21 protein-coding genes are annotated in these 22822 nt (G+C 62.2%); 8 read left to right on the plus strand and 13 right to left on the minus strand.

Annotated features, from left to right (window positions below; all coding sequences use genetic code 11):
* Positions 1–133: 133 nt before the first annotated feature.
* Positions 134–1099 carry a multidrug resistance efflux transporter family protein gene (locus tag NDK18_RS12245; RefSeq protein ID WP_250627917.1) on the minus strand — a complete coding sequence of 322 codons (966 nt, stop codon included), beginning with the start codon at positions 1097–1099 and terminating at the stop codon, positions 134–136.
* Positions 1096–2457 (minus strand): formimidoylglutamate deiminase, encoded by a 1362-nt coding sequence (locus NDK18_RS12250; RefSeq protein WP_250627918.1) that lies wholly within the window; start codon positions 2455–2457, stop codon positions 1096–1098. Before NDK18_RS12250 ends, NDK18_RS12245 begins: the two co-directional genes overlap by 4 nt.
* Positions 2458–2692: 235 nt before the next feature.
* Between NDK18_RS12250 and NDK18_RS12255 the strand changes: the two genes are divergently transcribed.
* The 3 genes from NDK18_RS12255 (at position 2693) to NDK18_RS12265 (ending at position 6206) form a co-directional block, all read left to right on the plus strand.
* Entirely contained in the window at positions 2693–4279 is a 1587-nt protein-coding gene (locus NDK18_RS12255; RefSeq protein ID WP_250623809.1) for a bifunctional GNAT family N-acetyltransferase/carbon-nitrogen hydrolase family protein, read from the plus strand.
* A 78-nt stretch (positions 4280–4357) separates the two neighbouring features.
* On the plus strand, positions 4358–5581 hold the full coding sequence (gene hutI, locus NDK18_RS12260; protein ID WP_250627919.1) for an imidazolonepropionase: 1224 nt from the start codon (positions 4358–4360) through the stop codon (positions 5579–5581).
* Between the two features lie 127 nt (positions 5582–5708).
* Positions 5709–6206, plus strand: a complete 498-nt coding sequence (locus NDK18_RS12265) for a hypothetical protein (RefSeq protein ID WP_250627920.1) — start codon at positions 5709–5711, stop codon at positions 6204–6206.
* 21 nt (positions 6207–6227) lie between these two features.
* On the opposite strand, the gene NDK18_RS12270 is transcribed toward NDK18_RS12265, so the two are convergent.
* Positions 6228–6749, minus strand: a complete 522-nt coding sequence (locus NDK18_RS12270; protein ID WP_250623812.1) for a DUF1697 domain-containing protein — start codon at positions 6747–6749, stop codon at positions 6228–6230.
* Positions 6750–6840: 91 nt separating this feature from the next.
* Here NDK18_RS12270 and NDK18_RS12275 point away from each other — a divergent pair, with 91 nt between their 5' ends.
* Complete coding sequence (locus NDK18_RS12275) at positions 6841–7239, plus strand: GFA family protein (RefSeq protein WP_250627921.1); 399 nt, start codon at positions 6841–6843, stop codon at positions 7237–7239.
* A 6-nt stretch (positions 7240–7245) separates the two neighbouring features.
* Positions 7246–7539 carry a VOC family protein gene (locus tag NDK18_RS12280; protein WP_250627922.1) on the plus strand — a complete coding sequence of 98 codons (294 nt, stop codon included), beginning with the start codon at positions 7246–7248 and terminating at the stop codon, positions 7537–7539.
* A 73-nt stretch (positions 7540–7612) separates the two neighbouring features.
* On the opposite strand, the gene NDK18_RS12285 is transcribed toward NDK18_RS12280, so the two are convergent.
* From NDK18_RS12285 to gltX, 7 genes are all read right to left on the minus strand, one after another.
* The gene (locus tag NDK18_RS12285; RefSeq protein ID WP_250623815.1) at positions 7613–7780 is read right to left on the minus strand and encodes a 30S ribosomal protein THX; all 168 of its coding nucleotides are present in this window, start codon (positions 7778–7780) and stop codon (positions 7613–7615) included.
* 91 nt (positions 7781–7871) lie between these two features.
* Positions 7872–8753, minus strand: a complete 882-nt coding sequence (locus NDK18_RS12290; protein ID WP_250627923.1) for a cation diffusion facilitator family transporter — start codon at positions 8751–8753, stop codon at positions 7872–7874.
* Positions 8754–8869: 116 nt separating this feature from the next.
* A complete protein-coding gene (locus tag NDK18_RS12295) occupies positions 8870–9301 on the minus strand; it encodes a MerC domain-containing protein (protein WP_250624432.1) in 432 nt (143 codons plus the stop codon).
* 283 nt (positions 9302–9584) lie between these two features.
* Entirely contained in the window at positions 9585–10166 is a 582-nt protein-coding gene (locus tag NDK18_RS12300) for a hypothetical protein (protein WP_250627924.1), read from the minus strand.
* A 174-nt stretch (positions 10167–10340) separates the two neighbouring features.
* Entirely contained in the window at positions 10341–10814 is a 474-nt protein-coding gene (locus NDK18_RS12305) for a transcriptional repressor (protein WP_250623818.1), read from the minus strand.
* A gap of 3 nt (positions 10815–10817) precedes the next feature.
* Positions 10818–11045 carry a hypothetical protein gene (locus NDK18_RS12310; protein ID WP_250623819.1) on the minus strand — a complete coding sequence of 76 codons (228 nt, stop codon included), beginning with the start codon at positions 11043–11045 and terminating at the stop codon, positions 10818–10820.
* A gap of 98 nt (positions 11046–11143) precedes the next feature.
* Positions 11144–12547, minus strand: coding sequence for a glutamate--tRNA ligase (gltX, locus tag NDK18_RS12315; protein WP_250627925.1), 1404 nt, complete (start codon positions 12545–12547; stop codon positions 11144–11146).
* A gap of 130 nt (positions 12548–12677) precedes the next feature.
* Between gltX and NDK18_RS12320 the strand changes: the two genes are divergently transcribed.
* Both NDK18_RS12320 and NDK18_RS12325 read left to right on the plus strand, forming a co-directional pair.
* Entirely contained in the window at positions 12678–13844 is a 1167-nt protein-coding gene (locus NDK18_RS12320; RefSeq protein ID WP_250623821.1) for a glycosyltransferase family 4 protein, read from the plus strand.
* A complete protein-coding gene (locus tag NDK18_RS12325) occupies positions 13813–14337 on the plus strand; it encodes a phosphatase PAP2 family protein (protein ID WP_250623822.1) in 525 nt (174 codons plus the stop codon). Before NDK18_RS12320 ends, NDK18_RS12325 begins: the two co-directional genes overlap by 32 nt.
* A 582-nt stretch (positions 14338–14919) precedes the next feature.
* Here NDK18_RS12325 and NDK18_RS12330 read toward each other — a convergent pair.
* The 3 genes from NDK18_RS12330 to NDK18_RS12340 are packed head-to-tail and all read right to left on the minus strand — an operon-like array spanning position 14920 to position 19590.
* Positions 14920–15753, minus strand: coding sequence for an enoyl-CoA hydratase/isomerase family protein (locus tag NDK18_RS12330; protein WP_250623823.1), 834 nt, complete (start codon positions 15751–15753; stop codon positions 14920–14922).
* 34 nt (positions 15754–15787) lie between these two features.
* Positions 15788–18721 (minus strand): FAD-binding and (Fe-S)-binding domain-containing protein, encoded by a 2934-nt coding sequence (locus NDK18_RS12335; RefSeq protein ID WP_250623824.1) that lies wholly within the window; start codon positions 18719–18721, stop codon positions 15788–15790.
* The gene (locus NDK18_RS12340; RefSeq protein ID WP_250627926.1) at positions 18718–19590 is read right to left on the minus strand and encodes a fumarylacetoacetate hydrolase family protein; all 873 of its coding nucleotides are present in this window, start codon (positions 19588–19590) and stop codon (positions 18718–18720) included. Before NDK18_RS12340 ends, NDK18_RS12335 begins: the two co-directional genes overlap by 4 nt.
* A gap of 151 nt (positions 19591–19741) precedes the next feature.
* Between NDK18_RS12340 and NDK18_RS12345 the strand changes: the two genes are divergently transcribed.
* Positions 19742–22807: a sensor histidine kinase gene (locus tag NDK18_RS12345; RefSeq protein WP_250627927.1), complete on the plus strand. Its 3066-nt coding sequence runs from the start codon at positions 19742–19744 to the stop codon at positions 22805–22807.
* Positions 22808–22822 lie beyond the last annotated feature (15 nt).

Raw genomic sequence — 22822 nt, forward strand, 5'->3', positions numbered from 1 at the left:
CCGATCGTTGCGGCAAAAAGCACGATGGGTATGGCGATATAGAGGATGTCCATGCCGCGTATTTTCCCGGCCATCCCGTAAGTTCGGTGCAACAGGCGGCAGCAGCCGCATAAAATTGTCGTAAAAAAGCCGCTCAGGCCCCGCGATCGCCTTCAACCACGGGAACTTTCTCGCGCGCGCTGATCCAGCTGAAGGCAGCGATGCCCAGCACGATCGCCACCGCGCCCCACGCGGCGATGCCACGGGGCCACGCCTCGCCCAGGAACGAAACGCCCAAGACCGTGGCGAACAATAGTTCCGCGGCCTGCATGGCTTCCACGGCGGCCAGTGCCACCGGTTGCCGGCCGACCATATGCGTTGCCTTGAAGAACAGCACGGTGGCGATCACCCCAGACGACAAGGCAACGCCGGCCGCCAGCATGGCTACGCGCAGCGTGGGAGGCCCGATCGTCCACCACGTCACCACGGCCAGCAGCAGCCACGCCGGCCAGCTGCACAACGTCATGCCGAAGACGCGCTGCAAGGCACCCACCGGCGTACCGGTGCGTTCAAGGTGCAACAGCACCATGCGATTGCCCAGTGGATAGGCAAACGCCGCGAATACCACGGCAGCCACCGCCCACCAGGCGCTGGCATCCAGGTGACCGCTGGCATGGCTCCATTGCAGGGCCAGGATTCCCGCAATGATCACCAACCCTACCGCCAATGCATGCCATGCCACGCGGCGACGCTCATCGCGATAGATGAAGGGTGCCAGCAAGGGCCCTGCAAGCACCGTGGCACTGAAACTGCCGGCAATGAGCCACGACGGACCGCTGCTGGCGGCCCAGGTCAGCGGAATGCCGAACAGCACGAAACCCACCGTGCTCCATGTCAGCCATGCCCGGGGGTGCCGCCGCAGTTCGGCGGGCAAGCAACCCAAGCCGCCGGCGAAGGGCAAAGCCAGTCCCAGGAACGGCAAGGTAAACGCGTAGCGCAGGATCACCGTCCACTGCCAGGCGCCGCCACCACCGACCGAGGCGCGGTTAAGCACGTAGGTCATGGTGAAGAACAGCGCGGAAACCAGGGCCAGGATGATCGCGCGTGCCGCGCGGCTCATGCCTTGAGCCTCTCCACGGTACGGCGGTAGCGATCGGCGATGCGCGACTGGTCCACGTGCTGTCCGCCCCGGACCACCCAGCGGCCTCCCACCATCACGTCGCGCACCAGAGGCACGTTGCCGGAGAAGATGAAGCTATCCATCGCCTCGCCGGCATCGCGCGCCGCCAGCACCGGCGACGCATCGTCCAGGACGACGAGGTCCGCACGTGCGCCAGTGGCGATCGTTCCGATGGCGGTTCCCGAGGCGGCCGCGCCACCGGCCAGGGATCGCGCAAACAACGATTCGCCCACGCTCTGGCCCGCATGCCGGGCCGCCACGTTGCGCTGCCGCGCCACCAACCGTTGACCGTATTCCAGCCAGCGCAGTTCTTCCACCGGGGAAACGGAAATGTGCGAATCCGACCCGATACCCAGCACGCCGCCCTGGTCGATGAAAGACGCCAGGGGGAAAAGCCCGTCGCCGAGGTTGGCCTCGGTCGTGGGACACAAGCCGACCACTGCGCCCGATTGGGCCAGGCCACGCGTTTCGCCGGCATCAAGGTGCGTGGCATGCACCAGGCACCACCGCGCATCCACCTGGACGTTATCGAGCAGCCACTGCACTGGGCGGCAACCGCGCACCGCCAGGCATTCGTCTACCTCCGGCACCTGCTCGGCGATGTGGATATGCACGGGCATGTCCCGGGCAATGGCGCCGAGCACCGCATGGATGGCATCGGGCTGCACCGCGCGAAGCGAGTGCAGGGCCACGCCCGTGGTCTTGCACTCGCCATCGCCAGCGCGCAGCGAATCGACAAGACGCAGGTACGCGTCCACCGTGTGGCCGAAACGTCGCTGGCGTTCGCCCAGCGGCCGGCCATCGAAACCGCCGGTCATGTACAGCACGGGCAGGAGCGTCAAGCCGATGCCTGCCTCTTCCGCCGCCTCGGCGATCGCGTGCGACATGGCCCCGGGATCGGGCCATGGCGAACCGTCCGGTTGGTGGTGCAGGTAGTGGAACTCGCACACGTGCGTATAGCCAGCCTTGAGCATTTCCACGTACAACTGCGCGGCGATGGCCTTGAGGTCGTCCGGGCCGATGCGCTGGGCAAAACCGTACATCGCCTCGCGCCAGGTCCAGAAGCTGTCGTCGCCCGGTCCGCGGCGCTCGGCCATGCCGGCCATGGCACGCTGGAAGGCATGCGAATGCAGGTTCGGCATGCCCGGCAGCACGTATTTGCCCAGCCGGGTCGACGGGCCGCCTGCGAGGGTCTGGCCATCGATCGCCAGACGTCCATCGCGCACGCCAAGCGTCATGCCCTGGGTCCAGCGATTGCCCTGCCAAGCGTGGTCGGCACGATACATTGATGTCGACATGGTGCTCCATGGTGCCTCGCGCGGCCCGCGCCACGCCCGAGCCACCATGGTACGCAATGCGCCGCCGCTTGGCTTGGAGAACCGGAAGTTGTCGTGGGAAACGAGCCGCAACAGGATTTCTTCACGATCGGATCGGCACCATGGTGGCCCATGCGCGGGCACAGCGTGGCCATCGCCAGGCTTCCAGCGACATCTTCCCTACGTGCACCGCCCCCTCTTCCACGCAGGCAACCCCATGACCCATCAAGCCGCCACCGGCACGCGCCCGACCGACGGGCCGCAACTGCAGCTTCGCGAGGCCCTTCCTGCGGATGTACCCCAATTGGTGGCCCTCACCGCGCGGGTCTACTCCGCCGAATGGGGCCATTCCGCCGCGATGCTGCAGGCCCAGCAATCGCATTTTCCGGAAGGGCAATTCGTCGTGGAGTACGAGGGCACCATCGTCGGCTACTGCGCTACCTTCCGCATTGCCGAAGCGGTGGCCCTGGCACCGCATACCTGGATGCAGGTCACCGGCGGCGGTTTCGCCTCACGGCACGATCCGAAGGGCAACTGGCTCTACGGCATGGAAGTGGTGGTGCATCCGGACTTTCGCGGCATGCGCATCGGCCAGCGCCTCTACCAGGCTCGCAAACGCCTGTGCATGGACCTGAAGCTCCGCGGCATCGTCTTCGGTGGCCGCATCCCCGGCCTTGCACGCAACATGCAGCGCTACGGGACGGCCGAGAAATACGTCCAGGCCGTGGTGGATGGTGCACGCCGCGACCAGACCTTGAGTTTCCAGCTTCGCAACGGCTTCGAGCTGGTTGGCCTGCTGCGCGAATACGTGCCATCCGACCATGAATCGCTCGGCTACGCCGCGCACCTGGTCTGGCGCAACCCGAGCCTGCATGACCATCCGGACATCCCCACCGTGTCGCAACCACGGGCACTGCCGGACAGCGTGCGCGTGGCTTCGGTCCAGTACATGCAGCGGCGCATTTCCTCATTCGATGAATTTGCCAGGCAGGTGGAATATTTCGTCGACATCGCCGCCGACTACGACGCCGACTTCGTCACCTTCCCCGAGCTGATCACGCTGCAGCTTCTTTCCATCGAGAATGCGGAGCTTTCCCCGGTGGACTCCATCCGCCGGCTTTCCGAATACACCCCGCAGGTGCGCGAGCTTTTCCAGCGGCTGGCGGTGAACTTCAACATCAACATCATCGGCGGCTCGCATCCCACGCGGATGCCCAACGGCGATATCCACAACGTCTGTTATGTATGCCTGCGCGACGGTTCCATCCACGAGCGGGAAAAACTCCACCCCACGCCGAGCGAGCGCAACGTGTGGAACGTCACCGGCGGGGAGTCGGCGGCAATGATCAACACCGACTGCGGCCCGATCGGCGTGATGATCTGCTACGACTCGGAATTCCCGGAAGTTGCAAGGCACCTGACCGACCAGGGTGCCTTGATCCTGTTCGTGCCCTTCTGCACGGACGTGCGCGAAGGCTACCTGCGCGTGCGCTATTGCTCGCAGGCGCGCGCCATCGAAAACCAGTGCTACGTGGTGTTGTCGGGCAATGTCGGCAACCTGCCGGGTGTCAACAACTTCGACATCCAGTACGGGCAAAGCTGCATCCTCACCCCCAGCGACCTGCCCTTCGCCCGCGACGGCATCGCCGCAGACTCCACGCCCAACACCGAAACGGTGCTTTTCGCCGACCTTCGCCTGGAGAACCTGGCGCGCGCCCGCAACTCCGGCGCCGTGACCAACCTGAAGGATCGCCGTTTCGACCTTTATGAAGTGCGCTGGACGCGCAATACTGAGGCCACCTGAACCACTTCAAGACATATCCTGGCGGGGGCCCGACGATAAGGACGGCCCCATGATGGAAAGCGCCTGGACGAATACGCCATGACACAGCGCTGGGACACATTGCTGGTAAACGCTCGCCTGGCAACTTTTGCCGGGAGCGAACCCTACGGCCTGATCGAACACGGCGCGCTGGCATGGGCAGGCGGCCGAATAGCTTTTTGCGGCCCGGTGGGCGACCTGCCCGGCAGGCCCATGGAACTGGCCGAACACGTGCTCGACCTCGACGGCGGCCTGGTGACCCCCGGCCTGATCGATTGCCATACCCACCTGGTGTTCGCTGGCAATCGCGCCAACGAGTTCGACATGCGGCTCAAAGGCGCAAGCTACGAAGCCATCGCCCGGGCCGGGGGCGGCATCGTCTCCACCGTGCGGGCCGTGCGCGAGGCCACCGAGGCGAGGCTCTTTGCCCAAAGCGCGCCGCGTGCCCGCGCCCTGATCGCCGATGGCGTGACGACAGTTGAGATCAAGTCCGGCTACGGCCTGGAGTTGCAGGCCGAGCGGCGCATGCTGCGCGTGGCACGCGAACTGGGTGTGCAGCTGGGCGTTTGCGTGCGCACCACGTTCATTGGCCTGCATGCCCTGCCCACCGAACACAAGGACGACCGCCCAGGCTACGTCGACAAGGTCTGCGACGAAATGCTGCCACTGCTGGCTGCCGAAGGCCTGGTCGATGCGGTGGATGCCTTCTGCGAAGGGATCGGTTTCGACCGCGAGGAAACGCGCCGGGTCTTCGAACGCGCGCACGCGCTTGGCTTGCCGGTGAAGCTGCACGCCGAACAGCTTTCCGACATGGACGGCGCGGCGCTGGTGGCCGAGTACGGCGGCCTGTCGGCCGATCACCTGGAGCACTTGTCTGAATCGGGCGTGCGCGCCATGGCCGAAGCCGGGACAGTGGCGGTGTTGTTGCCCGGTGCGTTCTATGCGTTACGCGAGACGAAACTGCCGCCATTGGATGCGCTGCGGGAACATCGCGTGCCGATCGCCATTGCCACCGACTTGAATCCCGGCACCTCGCCGCTGTTGTCGCTGCGGATGGCAGCGGGGATGGCCTGCACGCTGTTCCGCATGACACCCGAGGAAGCCCTGGCCGGCATCACCGTGCATGCCGCCCGTGCCCTGGGCTTGAGCGACCGTGGCACGCTGGAGCCTGGCAAGCGCGCGGACATCGCGGTGTGGAACGTGCAGGATCCGGCGGAGCTCTGCTACTGGATCGGCGGCCCGTTGTTGCGGCAAAGCCACGTGGCCGGTCGTCGGCTGGCCTGATTTGCCCGGCACGGCGTCCTTAAGGACTTCCAGCACTGCTTGCCGGCGGCGCGCCGCGTTAGCTTGGGGCACTTGGCCAGGCATGGGGCTGTCGATGATCAGGCTATCGATGAAAAGGCGATATTCCGTGGCTGCCGGTCTGGTTGTCCTGGTCGCGGCAGGCATCGGCCACGCGGCAACGGATTCCCCGGGCGGCGCCTCCGCCTTCTCCCCCTACATCGGCCACTGGGCTTGCGAGGGCCATTTCACCTCGAACAACAAGCCCATCGCTTCAACGATGTCATTCGCCAGCGCCTTGGCCGGCAAGGGCATCATCAAGGCACAGGACGATGTTCCCACGCTTGGGAATTACCATTCGGTTGAAACATGGGCCTTTGATGCGAAGGCCAACCAGTGGGTCGCCGGCATCGTGGATTCTTCCGGTGGCGTGCGGACTTTTCGCTCTCCCGGACAGGTCGAGGGCAAACTCACCTGGACGCTGGTCGATGGCCAGCCTGCCCAGCAATTTGTCTACTCGCCCGTATCGTCAGGCAAGTTCCAGCTGGACTGGCTGATCGAGCGTCCGGGCAAGGGCTTGGTTGTGGGTGACACGCTGACCTGCAAGCGCCTCGCCGGCGCGTCCTGACGTAGCCGATTCACGGGTGAATCAACCTGCGTCGAGCTCAGCCGCCATCTGGGCAAGTGTAGCCACCGTGTTCATGTTGCGCGCCGTGCCATCTTTGGCAACGGGAATCTTCAGCTTCGAATGGGCCATGCCTTCGCCGTAGTGGACATAGATCTCCCGCACACCCGCCGCGAGCTTCTCGTCCGCCGCGCCTGTGGCAGCGCTGACCGCGTCCGCGGGCGGCTTGTTGTCGAGGAAGATCGCTACCACGCGGTTTCCCGGCTCCCCGCTGAAGGGATTGGCCTTTGCCACGGCAGCCATCTCCGCCGCGGTGCGCACCATCACGCCGACATGCTTGCCTGCGTAAGCGGTGAGTGCTTCTTCGAGTTTCGCCTTGACCGATCTTTCCGTCGCTCGCGAGGTAAAAACCACGTTGCCGCTCGCTATGTAGGTGGCTACGCGCGCGAAACCGACTCCCTCGCACATGGCTTTCAATTCGGCCATGGGCAGCTTGCCGGTACCACCGACGTTGACGGCTCTGAGCAGGGCGATATAGGCGGTCATTGCCGCAGCCTAACACCAGTCAGGGGTGTCAGCTAAACTTCCGCCGAGAGATCGGCGACGAGCCCGCACCATGGCCACGAACGAGGCTTCCATGAAGAAAATGCTTACCGGCTCGTGCTATTGCGGTGCGGCGACCTACCTTGTCCCCGACGAATTTCTTTATGCGGCCTATTGCCACTGTTCCAACTGCAGGCGAACCACGGGATCGGCGTTCAAGCCTTTCGCTGGCATCGAGCGCTCAAAGCTGGTGGCCACCTGCAGTAGCGATGCATTGCAGATGGTCGGCGATGTCGAGGGTAACGATACCCACTGCGCGACATGCGGTTCGCTGCTTTATTCCGTCGTAAGGGAAGGCGCATATGTGCATGTGGCGATGGGCACGCTAGTCGATGCCCCGGCGATCCGCCCCGCCCACCACATTTTCGTGGGTTCGAAAGCACCCTGGCATCAGATCACCGACGACCTGCCGCAATATGCCGAACACGCGTGATCCCTGTTGCTCGAAGCCGAGCCCTATTTCGACGAGCCGTTCTATGTCGGCTTCTCGGTGGGTGGGTTCGAATTGGGCCTCCTGCCCGACGGCGAGCCCTCCACCGCTGGCGTACAGGCCTACTGGGCTGCCGCTGACATCGAAGCCGCCTTCAGGCGCGCGCTTGAGCTTGGTGCAACGGAAATCGAGCCCGTAACCAACGTAGGCGGCGACATCCGCGTGGCGTCGGTGGCCGACCCTTTCGGCAATCGTCTGGGCCTGATCCACAACCCCCATTTCGATACCTCGGCGGTGCGCTAGCCGCGCTTTTGCCGCGGCCCAAACAAAAACCCCGCCAAGGCGGGGTTTTTTCATCCAGCGGTGAACCGATGGATCAGGCGGACTTCTTGCGCACCGGGGCAGCCTTCTTCACGGCGGCGGGCTTGGCCACCACGGCCGGCTTGCCGGCGACAGCAGGAGCCACTGCGGTATGCGGGCGGTTTTTTCCATAGCTGCCGCGGTAGGTCTTGCCACGACGGGTCTTGCGATCGCCCTTACCCATGGGAAACTCCTTAGAATTTAATGTGTTGATGGTCGACCAGCTTATCAGCCGGCCGCCAAAGCGCAAGGGCGGGGAAATTTCGTCAATCCGGTCAAGGCTGTGCGTGCCCCCCGCAAGTCTCATCCATGTCCGGACAGGGGCCCGGATCGATCTGCACCGTGGCGTGGCCGATGCCATAGCGATCCAGCAGCGTGCGTTTGATGGCATCAAGCACCGCCGCCGCATTGGCCCCTTCATGGACCTCGGCATGGAGCGTTGCCATCCGCGAGCCACTGGCTACCTGCCAGATATGCACATGGTGGATGTCGGCGATACCGGGATCAGCAGCCTTCAGTACCGCCTCGACATCCTCCGGCTTCACGCCTTCGGGGGTCCCTTCGAGCAGGATATGCGAGGACCGGCGTAGCAGCATCCAGGCACTGCGCAGGATAAGCAGGCACACCAGCACCGAAAGCACGGGATCGGCCCATAGCCAGCCCAGCCAGCGCACGGCCAGTGCGGCGACGATGGCCGCCACGGAGCCTAAAAGGTCGCCCAGCACGTGCAGGCTGGCGCCGGCAATATTGACGTCGTCCTTGTCGTGGCCGTGCAACGTGCTCAACACCAGCACGTTAACGGCAAGGCCGATCACGGCCACGATCAACATGACGCCGGAAAGGATGGGAGTGGGTGAAAACAGCCGTTGCACCGCCTCGTAGGCGATGAACACGATCAGCACGAACTGGGTGAGCGCATTGACGAACCCGGCAAGCACTTCCATGCGCCCGTAGCCGAAGGTTCGCTTCTCGTCGGCCGGGCGCGTGGCAAACCAGGCGCCACAGAAGGCCAGCAGCATGGCCAACGCGTCCACCAGCATATGACCCGCGTCGGCTAGCAGGGCCAGAGAACCTGACCAGACGCCGCCAAGGGCCTCCACCACCATCATCACGGTCGTCAGCACGAAGGCGATCAGAAGCTTCCGCTGGGTGGACATGCCCCCTGGCGCGGAACCGTGCTGGTGCCCGTGATGATCGTGGTCGTGATGGTGTGCCATGGGGTAATGCTAGGAACCGTGGCGCGCGTTACACAATCGCAGGCGCGGCGGACCATTCAGTGTGCGCACGCAGGGCCATGCACGTGGATGCGGTCGAATCGCAGGTTCACGAAGTGCGCCGAGGCCACCAGCAGGCCACCACATGTCACCAGCACGCTGTGCAGCAACAACGAGCCGGTATCGTGCAGCACGGTGATCCCGGCGATCAGCAGCAAGAGGCCCGGCAGCACCAGTCCCAGTGCCAGGCGCCGCCGGTGACGGCGGTAACCGCTCAGTAGCGTGATCGTGGCCAGCAGGCAGGCAAACAGCACGAAGCCCTTCTCAAAGGTGTGGCTGGCCAGGAACTGGAGCCCCAGCAAGGGCAGGAAGACCAACACGAAGGGCAACGCGGCGCAGTGGACGGCACACAGGAAGGAAGCCGTCGCGCCCAGGCGATCAGCCAGGTGCCACCAACGCTTGCGGACTTCCGGCTCGGGTGGCTGGTTCATGGAGGAGATGGCGTGGGGAGGCCGCATGGGACGCGTATTGTTACTTTATAACGCCCCTAACGCAAGCCTTTTTAACCCGGACATAAAACCGTCGGTTCTTGCGCCATCGAAAGTTCATTCGGACGTCTATACGTCTGTCAACCGATCCCACCCTGCCCCGTTCCCATGCATGGCCCACAAGCGGCCACCGTTCGCCGACGGCGTCATCCCCTCCCGACGCACCCTCCACGGCGGCGAACCCCACAGGGCGCGGCGTGATGCCGCGCCCTGTTTCTTTTGGTTATCAGAACCAGCCAAATCCCTTGGCCATCATTCCTGCAAGGCCAAGCGCCGAGGCAATCAGGCTTCCGAAGAGCAGGTGGAAGTCTGAGCGCGCGTGGATGCGAACTTCATCGAACCGTGCGTCAACACGATCGAACTTCACATCAAACTTTGAATCGAGTTTTTCGATCTTTGCTTCGAACTTATCTAGCCGGCCATCGACCTTCGCTTCGAACTTGTTGAACCGATCGGCAACCTTGTTGAACCGGTCATCGACCTTTGCTTCGAATTTATCGAATCGATCGTCGATCTTGTCGAACCGACCATCGACCTTCGCTTCGGACTTATCGAACCGACCATCGACCTTCGCTTCGGACTTATCGAACCGGTCATCGACCTTTGCTTCGGACTTATCGAACCGACTATCGACCTTGTCAAACCGGGCATTCATTTCAGCCCGGAAATCCCGAAACTCCACCTTCTGCTCGTCGAGCCGCGCGGAGACGCTCTCAGTTACTACTTCAAGCCGGGTCACTCGCCTATCCAGCTGTACGATCTCGATGGGCGTGAAGATGGATCGATGCGGTACTGAACCGTCGCTCATGGGAATGACATCGTTTGGCACAAGGGTTCCATGCTGTTCATCGTGGTTACCGCCATGGCATGAGCGCCCCGGCACGAGATGATTATGCACGCACGAACCTATGCAGCACATTCAGAAAATGCGCCGAATCGATGCAGGAATTCCCCTACCCGTGCATTGTTTGCAAAGAACGCTCTAACGACAGTTCTTGCAAACCCCATGTACTTCCACAGTCTGCCCCTGCGGCGTGAAACCGAAGGTGCGCGCCTGGGCTTCGATCAGTTCGGCCACACGTGGATCACACACTTCCTGGGCACCGTCGCAGACGTCGCAGATCAGGAAAGGCACCTGATGCTGTTCGGCCGGATGGTGGCAGGCGACGTAGGCGTTGATCGACTCGAGCTTGTGGATGAAGCCGTTCTCGAGCAGGAAATCGAGCGCGCGGTACACGGTAGGCGGAGCTGCATTGCCGTGGGTGTCGCGAAGGCTATCCAGCAGATCGTAGGCCTTCACCGGCTTTCCGGCACGCGCCACCAGCTGCAGGACCTCGCGCCGCAACGGCGTCAGCCGCAGGCCACGCTCGGTGCTGGCGGTTTCCACCGCACGCACGAAGCCGATGGCGTCGTCGTGGTGATGCTCGTGGTGGTTTTCGGAAGGCTTGGTGTTCACGGGTTACTCCTTGCGCCGATCATACGCCGGGCGCGGCAACGGCGGCGGCAGTGGTTTTATCCGCCAGGCAAACCACCACCCGATGGGGCCCAAGGTGGCGCCCCAGACCGCGCCCAGCCAAGCCTGTCCACGGCGGTGGCCGATCCAGCCACCCACGGCCACGAAGGCCAGCGAAGACACCGTGAGCCAGAACCAGGGCACCATCGCCATCAGGTTGGCGAAGATGTGCATGAAGGCCCCCGGATCGTCAGGGTTCACGCCATGCATCATCCGCGCAAAAAGCTCGTCCAAAGGCCGGCCTGGTCAGTCGCTAGAGGTTGAATATGGGGTCAGGCGCCGCTGCGGGCAATGGCGTCGTCGATGCGGGCCAGTGCCCCTTCCCTTCCGGCCAGGTACACCGTGTGCTCGATCGACGGCGACACCTGGGTGCCCGTCATGGCCACCCGAAGCGGCGCCGCCACCTTGCCCATGCCCAGCGCAAGCTTCGCCGCCACCGCCTCGACCACACCGTGGATCGCCTCGGGCGCCCACTCGGGCAGGGCCGCCAGGGCTTCGCGGGAAGCGTTCAGCACCGGCACCGCGGTGTCGTTGCGAAGGTGTTTTTCAACAGCCTTCGGATCCCACTCGGTGATAGGCGCATACCAGGTGCGTGCGCGCTCGGCCATTTCCTTAAGGGTTTGCACGCGGTCACGCAAGGCGACGATCACGTCCTTAGGTTTCGGCCCGGTGGACGGATCAATGCCCGCCTGCTGCAGATGCCACGTGAACTCCGCGGCGATATCGGCCGGGTTGTCGTTCTTGAGGTATTGCTGGTTCAGCCACGAAAGCTTGGTGACGTCGAATCGCGAGGCAGCCTTGTTCACATCGGCGATGTCGAACAGTCTCGTCATTTCCTCGACGGAGAAAATCTCCTGGTCGCCGTGGGACCAGCCAAGGCGCACGAGGTAATTGAGCAACGCATGCGGCAGGAAGCCGTCGTCGCGGTACTGCATCACGCTTACCGCGCCGTGGCGCTTGGAAAGTTTCTGGCCATCGGGGCCCAGGATCATCGGCAGGTGCGCAAACTCCGGTACCGGCGCGCCCAGCGCGTGATACACGTTGATCTGGCGCGGTGTGTTGTTGACGTGGTCGTCGCCGCGGATCACCTCGGTGATGCCCATGTCGATGTCGTCCACCACCACGGCGAAGTTATAGGTGGGGAAACCATCGGAGCGGAAAATCACGAAGTCGTCGAGCTCGGTGTTGCTCCACTCGATGCGGCCCTTGACCTTGTCGTCGAACACTACCGAGCCCTCCGAGGGGTTTCGGAAGCGGATCACCCGGTTCGGGTCGTCGCGGAGGGGTTCGGCGCGATCGCGGTAAAAGCCGTTGTAACGGGGCTTGAGGCCGGCCGCCATGGCCGCCTCGCGCATGGCTTCGATCTCTTCCTTTGTCTCGTAGGCGTAATACGCCTTTCCCTCTGCCAGCAGTTTTTCCGCTACCTCGCGGTAACGGTCCATGCGATGGGTCTGGTAGATGGGGCCCTCGTCGTGGACCAGGCCCAGCCAGGCCATACCGTCGATGATGGCCTGTACCGCCTCGTCGGTGGAGCGCTCGCGGTCGGTATCCTCGATGCGCAGGATGAAATCGCCGCCGCGGCGGCGTGCCTCCAGCCAGCAATACAGCGCCGTACGGGCGCCGCCGATGTGCAGGAATCCGGTGGGACTGGGGGCAAAACGGGTACGGACGGTCATTACAGGGGCCGCAAAGCGAGGGTGACCGGCGATTTTAGCCGGTTCCGCGGTGTCTTGCGGCCGTCATGGACCCATCATCCCACTGCCATGCAGACAACTAAGAATGGTTCAAGCCCGCAGGGAGTGCGCCATGCGCATCGGCATCGTTACCGAGACCTACCCGCCGGAAGTCAACGGCGTGGCCTTGACCGTCCATAGCCTGGCAGCCGGCATGGCCGCCCGCGGCCATGCGGTGGACCTGGTCCGACCCCGCCAGCCGGGCCACGCGCCCTTCGCCGACGAACCAGGCATCGAGGCACTGCAAACCCCGGGCGTGGGCCTGCCGCGCTACCCGGGCCTGCGTTTTGGCCTGCCTGTCACCGGCCGTCTGGTGGCGCGCTGGAAGCGCGACCGCCCGGATGCGGTTTACGTGGCCACCGAAGGCCCACTGGGCTGGGCCGCGATGCGCGCCGCGATTCGCCTGGGCATCCCGGTGGCGACCGGCTTTCACACCCGCTTCGACGCCTACGCCGGCCACTACGGCGTGAAATGGCTCACCCCGCTGGTGCGCAAACACCTGCGCCGCTTCCACAACCGCGCCCACGCCACCCTGGTGCCTACCCGTGGACTGGCCGCGGAGCTCGAGGCCATGGGCATCGTCAATTCGCGCCTGCTGCGCCGCGCGGTGGATGTCGATCTGTTCCATCCCTCGCGCCGCGACGATGCACTACGCGCTTCCTGGGGTGCCGACGAAGACACCCTGGTGGTGCTGTACGTCGGCCGCATTGCCGCGGAGAAGAATTTGCCGCTCGCCCTGGCTTCCTTCGAGGCTGCCAAGGCACGCCACCCAAAGGCGCTCTACGTGTGGGTGGGCGATGGCCCGGAACGCGCCGCGCTGCAGGCGGCACATCCGGACTTTGTTTTCGCCGGCATGCGTAGCGGCGAAGACCTCGCCGCGCACTACGCCAGCGCCGATCTATTCGTTTTCCCCAGCCTGTCCGAAACGTTCGGCAATGTCGTGCTGGAAGCGCTGGCCGCCGGCGTGCCGGTGGTGGCCTACGACGAGGGCGCCGCGCGCGAGCACGTGGTCGATGGCGTGAATGGCGTGCGCATCGAAAGCGGCAACGAGAAAAGCTTCATCAACTGCGCCGCCTGCGTCGCCAGCGACCTGCGCCAGTTACATGCCATGGGCCGCGCCGCGCGGCACGGGGTTTCGTCGCTGGCGCCGGGCGCCGTGATCGCCGATTTCGAACGACTTCTGAAAAGCTTGGTCACGGAGCGCAGCCATGAGCACCATGCCACGTCCGCAACGGCTTGACCGCCGCGTTACCCTCGCCGCCAACCGCTGGGGCACGCGCAGCACCGTGGGTGCCTTCTTCGGCGTGATAAGCCGGCTGGGCGATGGCATCTTCTGGTACGCCGTGATCGCCATCCTGGCCGTGGCCGGCGGTTGGCGCGGCATGCAGGCGGCGGGCCAGATGCTGCTCACCGGCCTGATCGCCCTGCAGCTCTACCGAGTGCTTAAGCGCTGGACGCGCCGCCCCCGCCCCTTCCGCAACTGCCCGGGCGTGATCGCGCATATTCCGCCACTGGATGAATTCAGCTTTCCCTCGGGCCACACGCTGCAGGCGGTGAGCTTCACCGTGGTGGCCGTGCACTATTTCCCCGTGCTGGCGCCGTTGCTGATCGGTTTCACGGCGCTGGTGGGAGCTTCGCGGGTGATCTTAGGGTTGCACTATCCGTCGGATGTGATCGCCGCGACGGCGATTGGTTTGGCACTGGGCAATGCGTCGCTGCTGGCGATGAGCTAAGACACGAAGTCGTCCCTCGATCGGGGTGAGCACATCGTAAGCAAGGTGACGCAAACCCTTGTCGCGGCATATCCCATGCCGGGTTATCCACAGGCTTTCCCAATGACTGTCCCCATCGGGCGTGGATAACCGCCGAGCAAAAATTGAGCATGCTTCCATCGCAATCCACTGGCAACTTTCCGACCAGCCCGATGGAACTGCGTGCCGGCTTCGTGGAACATGTTCGCGTTGTCAGTGCATCGACAACCGGGTTTGAGACACCCGCGAAAGAGAGAAGAATCGGGTACCGCAGGCGTGCCTGCGGTACCCGAGGTTTACCGCGCCATTTTGGCGGGCAGCCAGGCGGACGCAAGTCCGACCGTTTTCTCTTTCACGGGTCTCAACCTGGCTAGCCCGCCACCTTCCCCATGTCGATCCGACGGTGGCGTATTCCCCTGGCGAGCCCTGCCGGGCGGATGAACGCAGCGGATGAGTCGAAGCATCCCTGCCATCTACCACGTGAAAGCCCCATGACCCGGTCGCGCGGGAGTAGAAAGCCCGCCTCGTTCATCCGCCTGGATCCGTCGGTCGCTAGTCGAACAGCTAGCCAGCCGGGGAGAGTCTCTCCAGAAAATCCATCTCCAATTCGCCTTCATAAGTTTCAGCGCCGACCTTCAATGCTTCCTTCACGCGCGCTTGCGACACCTCGCTGGCCACACTCAAATCGGATTCATGGGCTTCCACCAGAAGGCCCTCCGCCAAAGAGCCAAATGCTCCAATATCCACGGCCGCCTTGACGTGAGCGAGGGTGTGCGCAGGAAATGAGGCGATACGGCGAGCCAGTTTCTCGACAAAGGGCGTCAACTCATCCGCCGGCAATGCTCGATTGATATAGCCGTAAAGCTCTGCCAGCTCCGCGGAGAAATCATTGCAACTCAGGAGCACCTCCAGCGCGCGTGCGCGCCCCATGACCCGTGGCAATCGTTGCGTAGCCCCGCCGCCCGGAACAAGTCCAACCGCAACCTCCGGATGGCCAAAGATCGCCTTGCCTAAGGCAGCAAAGCACATGTCCGCAGCCAGTGCGATCTCACTCCCACCGCCCCGGCACCGTCCTTCGACTTTGGCGATGGTCACCTTGGGCATGTTCCTGAACCGCTCGCCGATCATCTGTGTAAGACGAAAGCTGCGCGTATGCGACACCAATTTCGAAGCGGCGCCAACCCGGCCCAAACCGGAGTGGGCAATGAAGAAATCAGGCAGAGCGCTCTGCAAGACGATGACCCGGACGCTCTCGTCGGTTTCGAGCTCCCTGCCGAGCCTGTCTAATTCCGGCGACAGAACTTCATCAAGAAGATTGATCGGCGGGTGATTGATGCTGACAAACGCGACTCCAGAATCAAAGGCGAACTGGAAACATTTGTAGTCGGTGTATGGCATGGGACGCTTCCTTTTCGATGGTCGCTCGTCAGCGTCACTCTGGACGACTCAATTCCTCAAGCAGGAAAACAAACGACTCATACGGTCGCCCGGTCGCATGCCGAAGGCCCATCTCGCAGGTTCGGTTCGCCGAAATGTAGGCCTCGGCCGGGTGGGCATCCAGGACGGCTTTGACCTCGCGGGTCGCCGAGACCACGAGCTCAGGATGTAGCAGCCCTCTATCCCCTGCCGTGCCACAACAGGTCGTACCGATCGGCACCTCGACATCATCGGCCAACTGCGTGGCGATTTGCTTGAGCGTCTTGGCCAAACCCAAATGCGTGATGGAGCACGTTGGATGCACGGCGATGCGCCCGAGTTTTCGCCGGATCGTCAACTTCGGAAGCAGGTCGCGACACCAGGCTATCGAGTCGATGATGGTCAGGCTCTCGTACTTGGCCTTGGTCTCATCGTCGAGTATGGAAACTATATCCTGGCCAAGAGCAAGAGTGCACGATGCCGCGTCGACGACAATCGGGAGCGCGCCGCCGTCACTCCAGCGCAGCATGGCGTCGGCGATGGACTTGGCCATGAACTCGTGGCCTTTGGGATAGGCTTTCGACTTCCAGGGAGTGGAGCAACATAGGCCGGAGACATCGGGCGGGATCCACAACGGTTTTCCGGCGCGTTCGGACAGGGCGACGAATGCCTCCGGCAAAGACGGCGAAGCCGGGCCATCCGGATCGCGGCCAAACATCCGATTGATGCAGGCGGGAAAGTAGACGGCTGCGGCACCGTTCTTTGGGGTCGACGATGGAGCCCGGGCTGCCCGAGGCATAGGACCTGGCACACTGGGTATCAGGTCGGGACTCGCGACGGCTCGCGCAACCCCGGTCAATGCCGTCAGCGGCTTGACTCCAAGCAGCTTGTAGAAAGCATGCGTAGCGGACAGGCTGCCTCGGGCTAGCGTCTCGACCGTGCTCCAGTTCCTGGCGAGTCGCAGCGCGACATTGTCCGCCCCCGTCGTGGTTTCCATCGCGCGGAATTCGCGGATCAGCGCACCGGTGTTGATTCCTATCGGGCAGGGAATTGCGCATGTGCCATCGCCGGCGCAGGTCTCGATGCCGTCGTACTGATACTCCTCCTGCAACTGGGCAAGCACCGGTGATCCGGGCGATTGGCGGGCCATTTCACGCCTGGTCACGATCCGCTGCCTTGGTGTCATCGTGACATTGCGGCTGGGGCAGACCGGTTCGCAAAATCCGCACTCGATGCATTGCACGGAATCGGTGACGTTCTCGATCAGCGGCACCGATTTCAGATTCTCCAGGTGGAGTTTTGCATTGCGAGTCAGGATGACGTTCGGTCCCAGAATACCTTTGGGATCGGCGAGCTGCTTGATTCGCCACATCATGGCGGTGGCCTTTGCACCCCATTCCGATTCCACGAAAGGCGCCATGTTGAGGCCGGTACCGTGCTCGGCCTTTAGCGAACCGTCGTGCTTGCGGATGACAAGTTCGACGAGTTCCTTCATGAAGATCTCGTACCGTGCGAGGTCCTTTGGATCGCCAAAGTCCGCGACCAGCGTGAAGTGAAGATTTCCATGCGCGGCGTGGCCGGCGACTCCAGGGATGAAGCCATGCTTGCTCAGCAGCTCCTGGACGTCCCTGGCTCCTTGCGCCAGGCGTTCTGGCGGAAAGCACACGTCCTCGGTGATGAGCGTGGAGCCCTTCGGTCGCAGCTTGCCGACCAACCCGAGCAGTCCTTCGCGCACATGCCATGCCAACTCGACCGCTTCCTCCACGCTGGTGAACTCCACGGGGTGAAGTAGATGGGCGCTGGCCGTCAACTCGAAGACCTTGTTCTGCAAAACCTCCAGCGCCTGCGTGTCCTGCGCACCGAACTCCACGAGCAGAGCCGCGGCACTCGGATCGAGCGTTCTCCAATAGCAAGGCGTGTTCGCGAAGGCATTGCCGGCGGCGGTTAGAGCAGGAGCGACCATCAATTCGACGGCTGTTGCTCCGAGAGCGACGAGGCTGGGCACGAGGCTGACCGCTTCGTCGATGGTTGGGACTGCTATCCAGGCGACGCTGGTCACGTTAGGGGCAGGAACGGTGCCGATCACCGCTTCGGCAACGAACCCCAGCGTGCCCTCGGATCCCACGAGAAGACGACGAAAGATCTCAAGTGGCGTTTCACCGTCGAGCAACGCACAGAGTCGGTAGCCATGGGTGTTCCGTATCGAATACTTGCGTCGCACGCGGTCGGTCAACTCCGGATCGGCAAGCAGCTCTTCGCGCAGCCCCAGCAGTCCTCTCGCAAGATCAGGTTCGGCTCGTTCGAATGCGGCCTCCGCGTCGGAGGCCGAGGTGTCGATAACGGCGCCGGAGGCCGTTACGAATGTCATCGCCGAAACAGTCTGATACGCATCATTTTTGACGGTACAGCGCATGCCTCCGGAGTTGTTGGCAATCACGCCACCGACGGTGCATGCATTCAAACTTGCCGGATCCGGTCCGAGCCGCCGGCCATGTCGCACGAGCATGGCGTTGATGTGTCCCAGGATCATCCCGGTACGCGCACGCACTCTGTAGCCGCCGTCCTCCACCCTGGCGCCGTACCAATGTCGGCGTACATCGATGAGGAGATCGTCCGATAGGGACTGACCGTTCAGGCTGGTTCCCGCGGCGCGGAGCGTCGCGTGCCTGCCGTTCTCGCCGCAGTAGCGGAAAAGCTTCGCGATGTCATCGGTGGTACGGGGTTGCACGACGACTTGGGGAATGAGCCGATATGGGCTCGCATCGGAGGCAAACCGTACCAGGTCGATTGCTCTGTGCAGGACGTTGTGCTTTCCCAGAAGGGCGATGAGGTCCGTCTTCAGATCACTTGGCGTACCGTCGACCAGAGAGTCTGGGACTGCATCGTTCTGGGATGGCCCATCGCCTCGGCCTAAGTGCGCAGGGTTGGCGGAAAATAGCTTCCTACTCATCGAGTTACGTCCTCTTGTGACTCGCGCTGGATGGGATTGCTCAAGACACCCAGCCTCTCGATCTCCGCTTCGAAGACGTCCCCCGGCCGCATGTAAACAGGTGGCTTGCGTGCGGCCCCAACGCCGCCGGGTGTTCCGGTGATGATCACGTCACCCGGCTCCAGGCTGATCGCGACGCTGATCATCTCGATCAGCGCCGGGACACTGAAAATGAGCTTGTCGATAGAGGAGTCCTGCATCACTTGACCGTTCAAGCGACCCTGGATGTGCAGCCCGTAGCCCCCCGGCGGCAGGGCATCGGGCGTCACCAACCAGGGGCCGAACGCCCCTGTGCCATCGAAATTCTTGCCCATCGTCCATTGCGGCGTGCGAAGCTGGAAATCGCGGATAGTCGCATCGTTGAACAGGGAGTAGCCCGCTACATGGTCGAGGGCTTTGTCGCGGTCGATGCGGCGCCCTCCCCGGCCAATGACCACGGCGAGCTCCGCCTCATAATCGAGTGCGCTCGATTCGCTCGGCACGCGGATTGGCTCGCCGTGGGCGATCAGACTCGTCGCGAACCGCGCGAAAATTTCGGGATAGACCGGCTTCTTGAGTCCGCTTTCCTCAAGGTGATCATCGTAGTTGAGACCGACACAGAGGATCTTCGGTGGCTTGGGTACCGGGGGGAGTATCTGAACTGTGTTCAGGTCGATGGCGTGCTTGCGCAGAAGCGCGGTGCCTGTGCGCAGCAAATCGGCTCGCTGTGCGATCAACTCGGGGAGCGTGCCTGGAAATCCCCTTTCGCTTGCCATAAGGCCATGCCAACCCGAGCCGTCATCCGCCCCGATTCCAGGCACACCCCCTTTCTCGAAATGGACGATGCGCATCGGTTTCTCCTGCCACGCGGTGTCCAACGCTAGCGCAGCGCAGTTTCCGTCGGCTTGTACGAGGTTGACCGGATATGTATAAAAGCTACGCGGGTTAAAAAAGGTCGGGCGAAGCCAAACCGCACCAACAACGTGCCTGGAATCATTCCGCATGACGATCCACGGTCATTTTGTATTCGCATGGCGCCATAAGTGGAATATGGTTCGGGCGTTCTGTGGATCGGTGCTGGCTACCAGCATCCTTTTGGCGTCATGTCCGACCCATGCCGATCCCCGTCCATGGACGCTCGATCGTTACAAGCATGTGGCTTGGACCGGAAAAAACGGTGCGCCCACGGGAGTGAGCTCACTGGCGCAAACATTGGATGGCTACTTGTGGATTGGCACCGACCACGGCTTGTTTCGTTTTGACGGTGCTCGCTTCAAGCGCCTGGAAGAGCAATCACCGTCGAGGCGCTCTGTCTACGGCTTGTATGCCAGTTCGGACGGTGGCCTCTGGATCAGTTACGAGTCCGGCGGGGTAGATTTTCTCAAAGGCGGTCATGTCACTCAGTACGGTTCAAAAGCGGGACTTCCCGACAACGCTCTTATTGAAGGGTTTACCGAGGATAACCATGGCGCGATTTGGCTTTACGGCGCCGGCTATCTCTACACACTTGTCGCAGAGCATTGGAAGAGCATCGGTGGCGACCTGGGGCTCAAGAGTGGCTACGCTCCAGCCTTGTTGATTGCGCGAGACGGCGCCTTCTGGGCAGGTACTGCCGCAGGCCTATTTTATCGTGCCGCGGATGCCAAGCAATTTGTGCCTTTGGAACAAGGGGCATACGTAAGTCACATCGTGGAAGCTCCCGATGGCAGCATATGGGTCGCGCATCTGCGCGGAGCCATTGAGCGCTGGACACCCGGCAAAGGGATGCCAGTTCGGGCTCCTGGAAGCATTACGACGACCTCCACTGAGCGCATGCTATTCGATCGGCAGGGCGGCCTCTGGCTCAATGGGCTGGGCGATGGTGTACGCCATCTCTCGTCCAACGCAATCAACCAAGACGCTGATCTGTCTTCGTTGAACGCAAAAATTGAGTCGTTCAACAGCTCTAATGGACTGAGCGGTGACTACGCGTGGCCGCTGCTGATCGATCGAGAGGGCAACACCTGGGTCGGCACTGGCGCGGGCCTGGATCGGTTCAGCCGCAGCAATTTCACACCGGCTCCTTTTCCATCCGGCACCCACGATTTCGCACTGACTACCGGAGTGGATGGAGCGGTCTGGACAGGGAGTTCCTCAAAACCCGTCATGGAACTCAAAGACTCGCAGGTCAGGACGTTTGACGTCCCACCATACACGCTTGCGGCATATGCTGATCGCGAAGGCGCGGTCTATATAGGAGGAACCACCGGCATTTGGAAGATGAGCGAAACAGGTGCCGAGCATCTGGCAAATCGCCCTAATGCCGATGCGGAGGCGTTTGCGCTTGTCTTGGCGATAACCAAAGACCTGCACGATACGTTATGGGTATCGGCTGGCGGCCCAACCGGAGCAGGGCTGTATACATGGGCAAAAGGCCATTGGAAGAAATCGGCTATCAGTGGAACTCCGCGCACTGATTTTACCGATGACAAAGGACGGATATGGCTAGGCTACAGGAACAATCGGATCGTCGTGGCTGATGGGGATAACCCCACCACGCTGGGTCCCCTTCAGGGCGTGGCGATTGGCGATACCAAAGCCTTTCAACAGGACGGTCATCGCTTGTGGATTGGAGGGAGCGATGGCCTTGGCTACATGGATGGGCTGCGTTTGAAGATGGTGCGGCTGGCAGATGGCGGCTCGTTGAAAAACGTCACGGGGATCGTATTCTCTGCACGGGGCGATTTATGGGTTCATACGCTGGACGGTGTATTCCAGCTGCCGGTAAATGACGTGCGTCAGGCCGAGGTAGATTCATCGTATCCGATACATTTTCGAAAGTTCGGCACACTGGATGGACTGCCCGGCTCCCCCGCGTTGCAATTTCCGCTGCCATCGGCCGTCAAAAGTACCGATGGGAGGCTCTGGTTTGCCACCAGTAATGGCGTCGTCTGGCTCGACCCCGCGCAATTGATCTCCAATCCCTTGCCACCTCAAGTGATCATCGACTCTGTCGAGGCGGATGGGAAAATCTATAAGCCAGAAGACGGACTGATATTGCCGGCGCATACGGAGAACATCCGGATCGCCTTCTCCGTGCTGAGCATGACCATGCCCGAACGTGTGGACGCAAAAATTCGCATGCGTAGCCTGGATAACGATTGGCGCGATGTGGGCTCGCAACGAGAAGTGAGCTATTCAAATCTTGGACCCGGGCACCACCACTTTGATGTCATAGGAGCCAATGAAGATGGCGTCTGGAACAACGCAGGTAGAGGCATTGAGTTCAGCATAAAGCCCGCGTTCTACCAAACGGCTTGGTTTATCGTGCTCTGCATATGCCTGGCGGTACTCGCACTTTGGCAGGCTTTTGTATTTCGCCTACGCCAAGTCAATCGTCGACTGCGCGTTCGCCTGGAAGCACGGCATGCGGAAAGAGAACGGATCGCACGTGATCTGCACGACACCTTGCTTCAAGGGTTTCCGGGACTACTGATGAAAGTGCAGGTTGGTGTAGACCGGCTTCCGCTTCCCGAAGAGGCTGTGGAGCGACAGTTTCTTAATCAAACACTCGACCAAGCTCGCGGGATCATCGTGGAAAGCAGGGATCAAGTGTCCCGCTTGCGTTCCGAGGAATACGGCAACCTCGCTGAGGTCATGTCCTTCTTTGACAAAGAACATGCAAGTCACCCTGGGATGACATTGGACGCCTCTATCGTTGGCCACGAGCGAAAGCTGAACAGGGAAATTTTTGAAGAGGTGTCATTCGTCATGAAAGAGGCCATGTGCAATGCCTATGCGCATTCCGAAGGAAGCCTCTTGACCGTTCGTCTGGACTATCGTCACGATGCATTGTTGCTTGAGGTGCACGACAATGGCACGGGCATTGATCAAGCTATCCTTGATACAGGTGAGCGGCCGGGACACTGGGGCTTGATGGGCATGCGCGAGCGCGCCAAGCAGATGTCAGCGAAACTTTCCATCGAGTCCCTTCCGGGAAACGGAACTCGCGTTACGCTCAGCATTCCTGCGCGTATTGCCTACGCAACATCCCCGAGGACCGGCCTTTTTCCCTGGTTCAAGCGTTAGCCGATCGCGTTCATC

It is taken from the genome of Pinirhizobacter soli, assembly GCF_015905305.1.
Taxonomy (GTDB): domain Bacteria; phylum Pseudomonadota; class Gammaproteobacteria; order Xanthomonadales; family Rhodanobacteraceae; genus Pinirhizobacter; species Pinirhizobacter soli.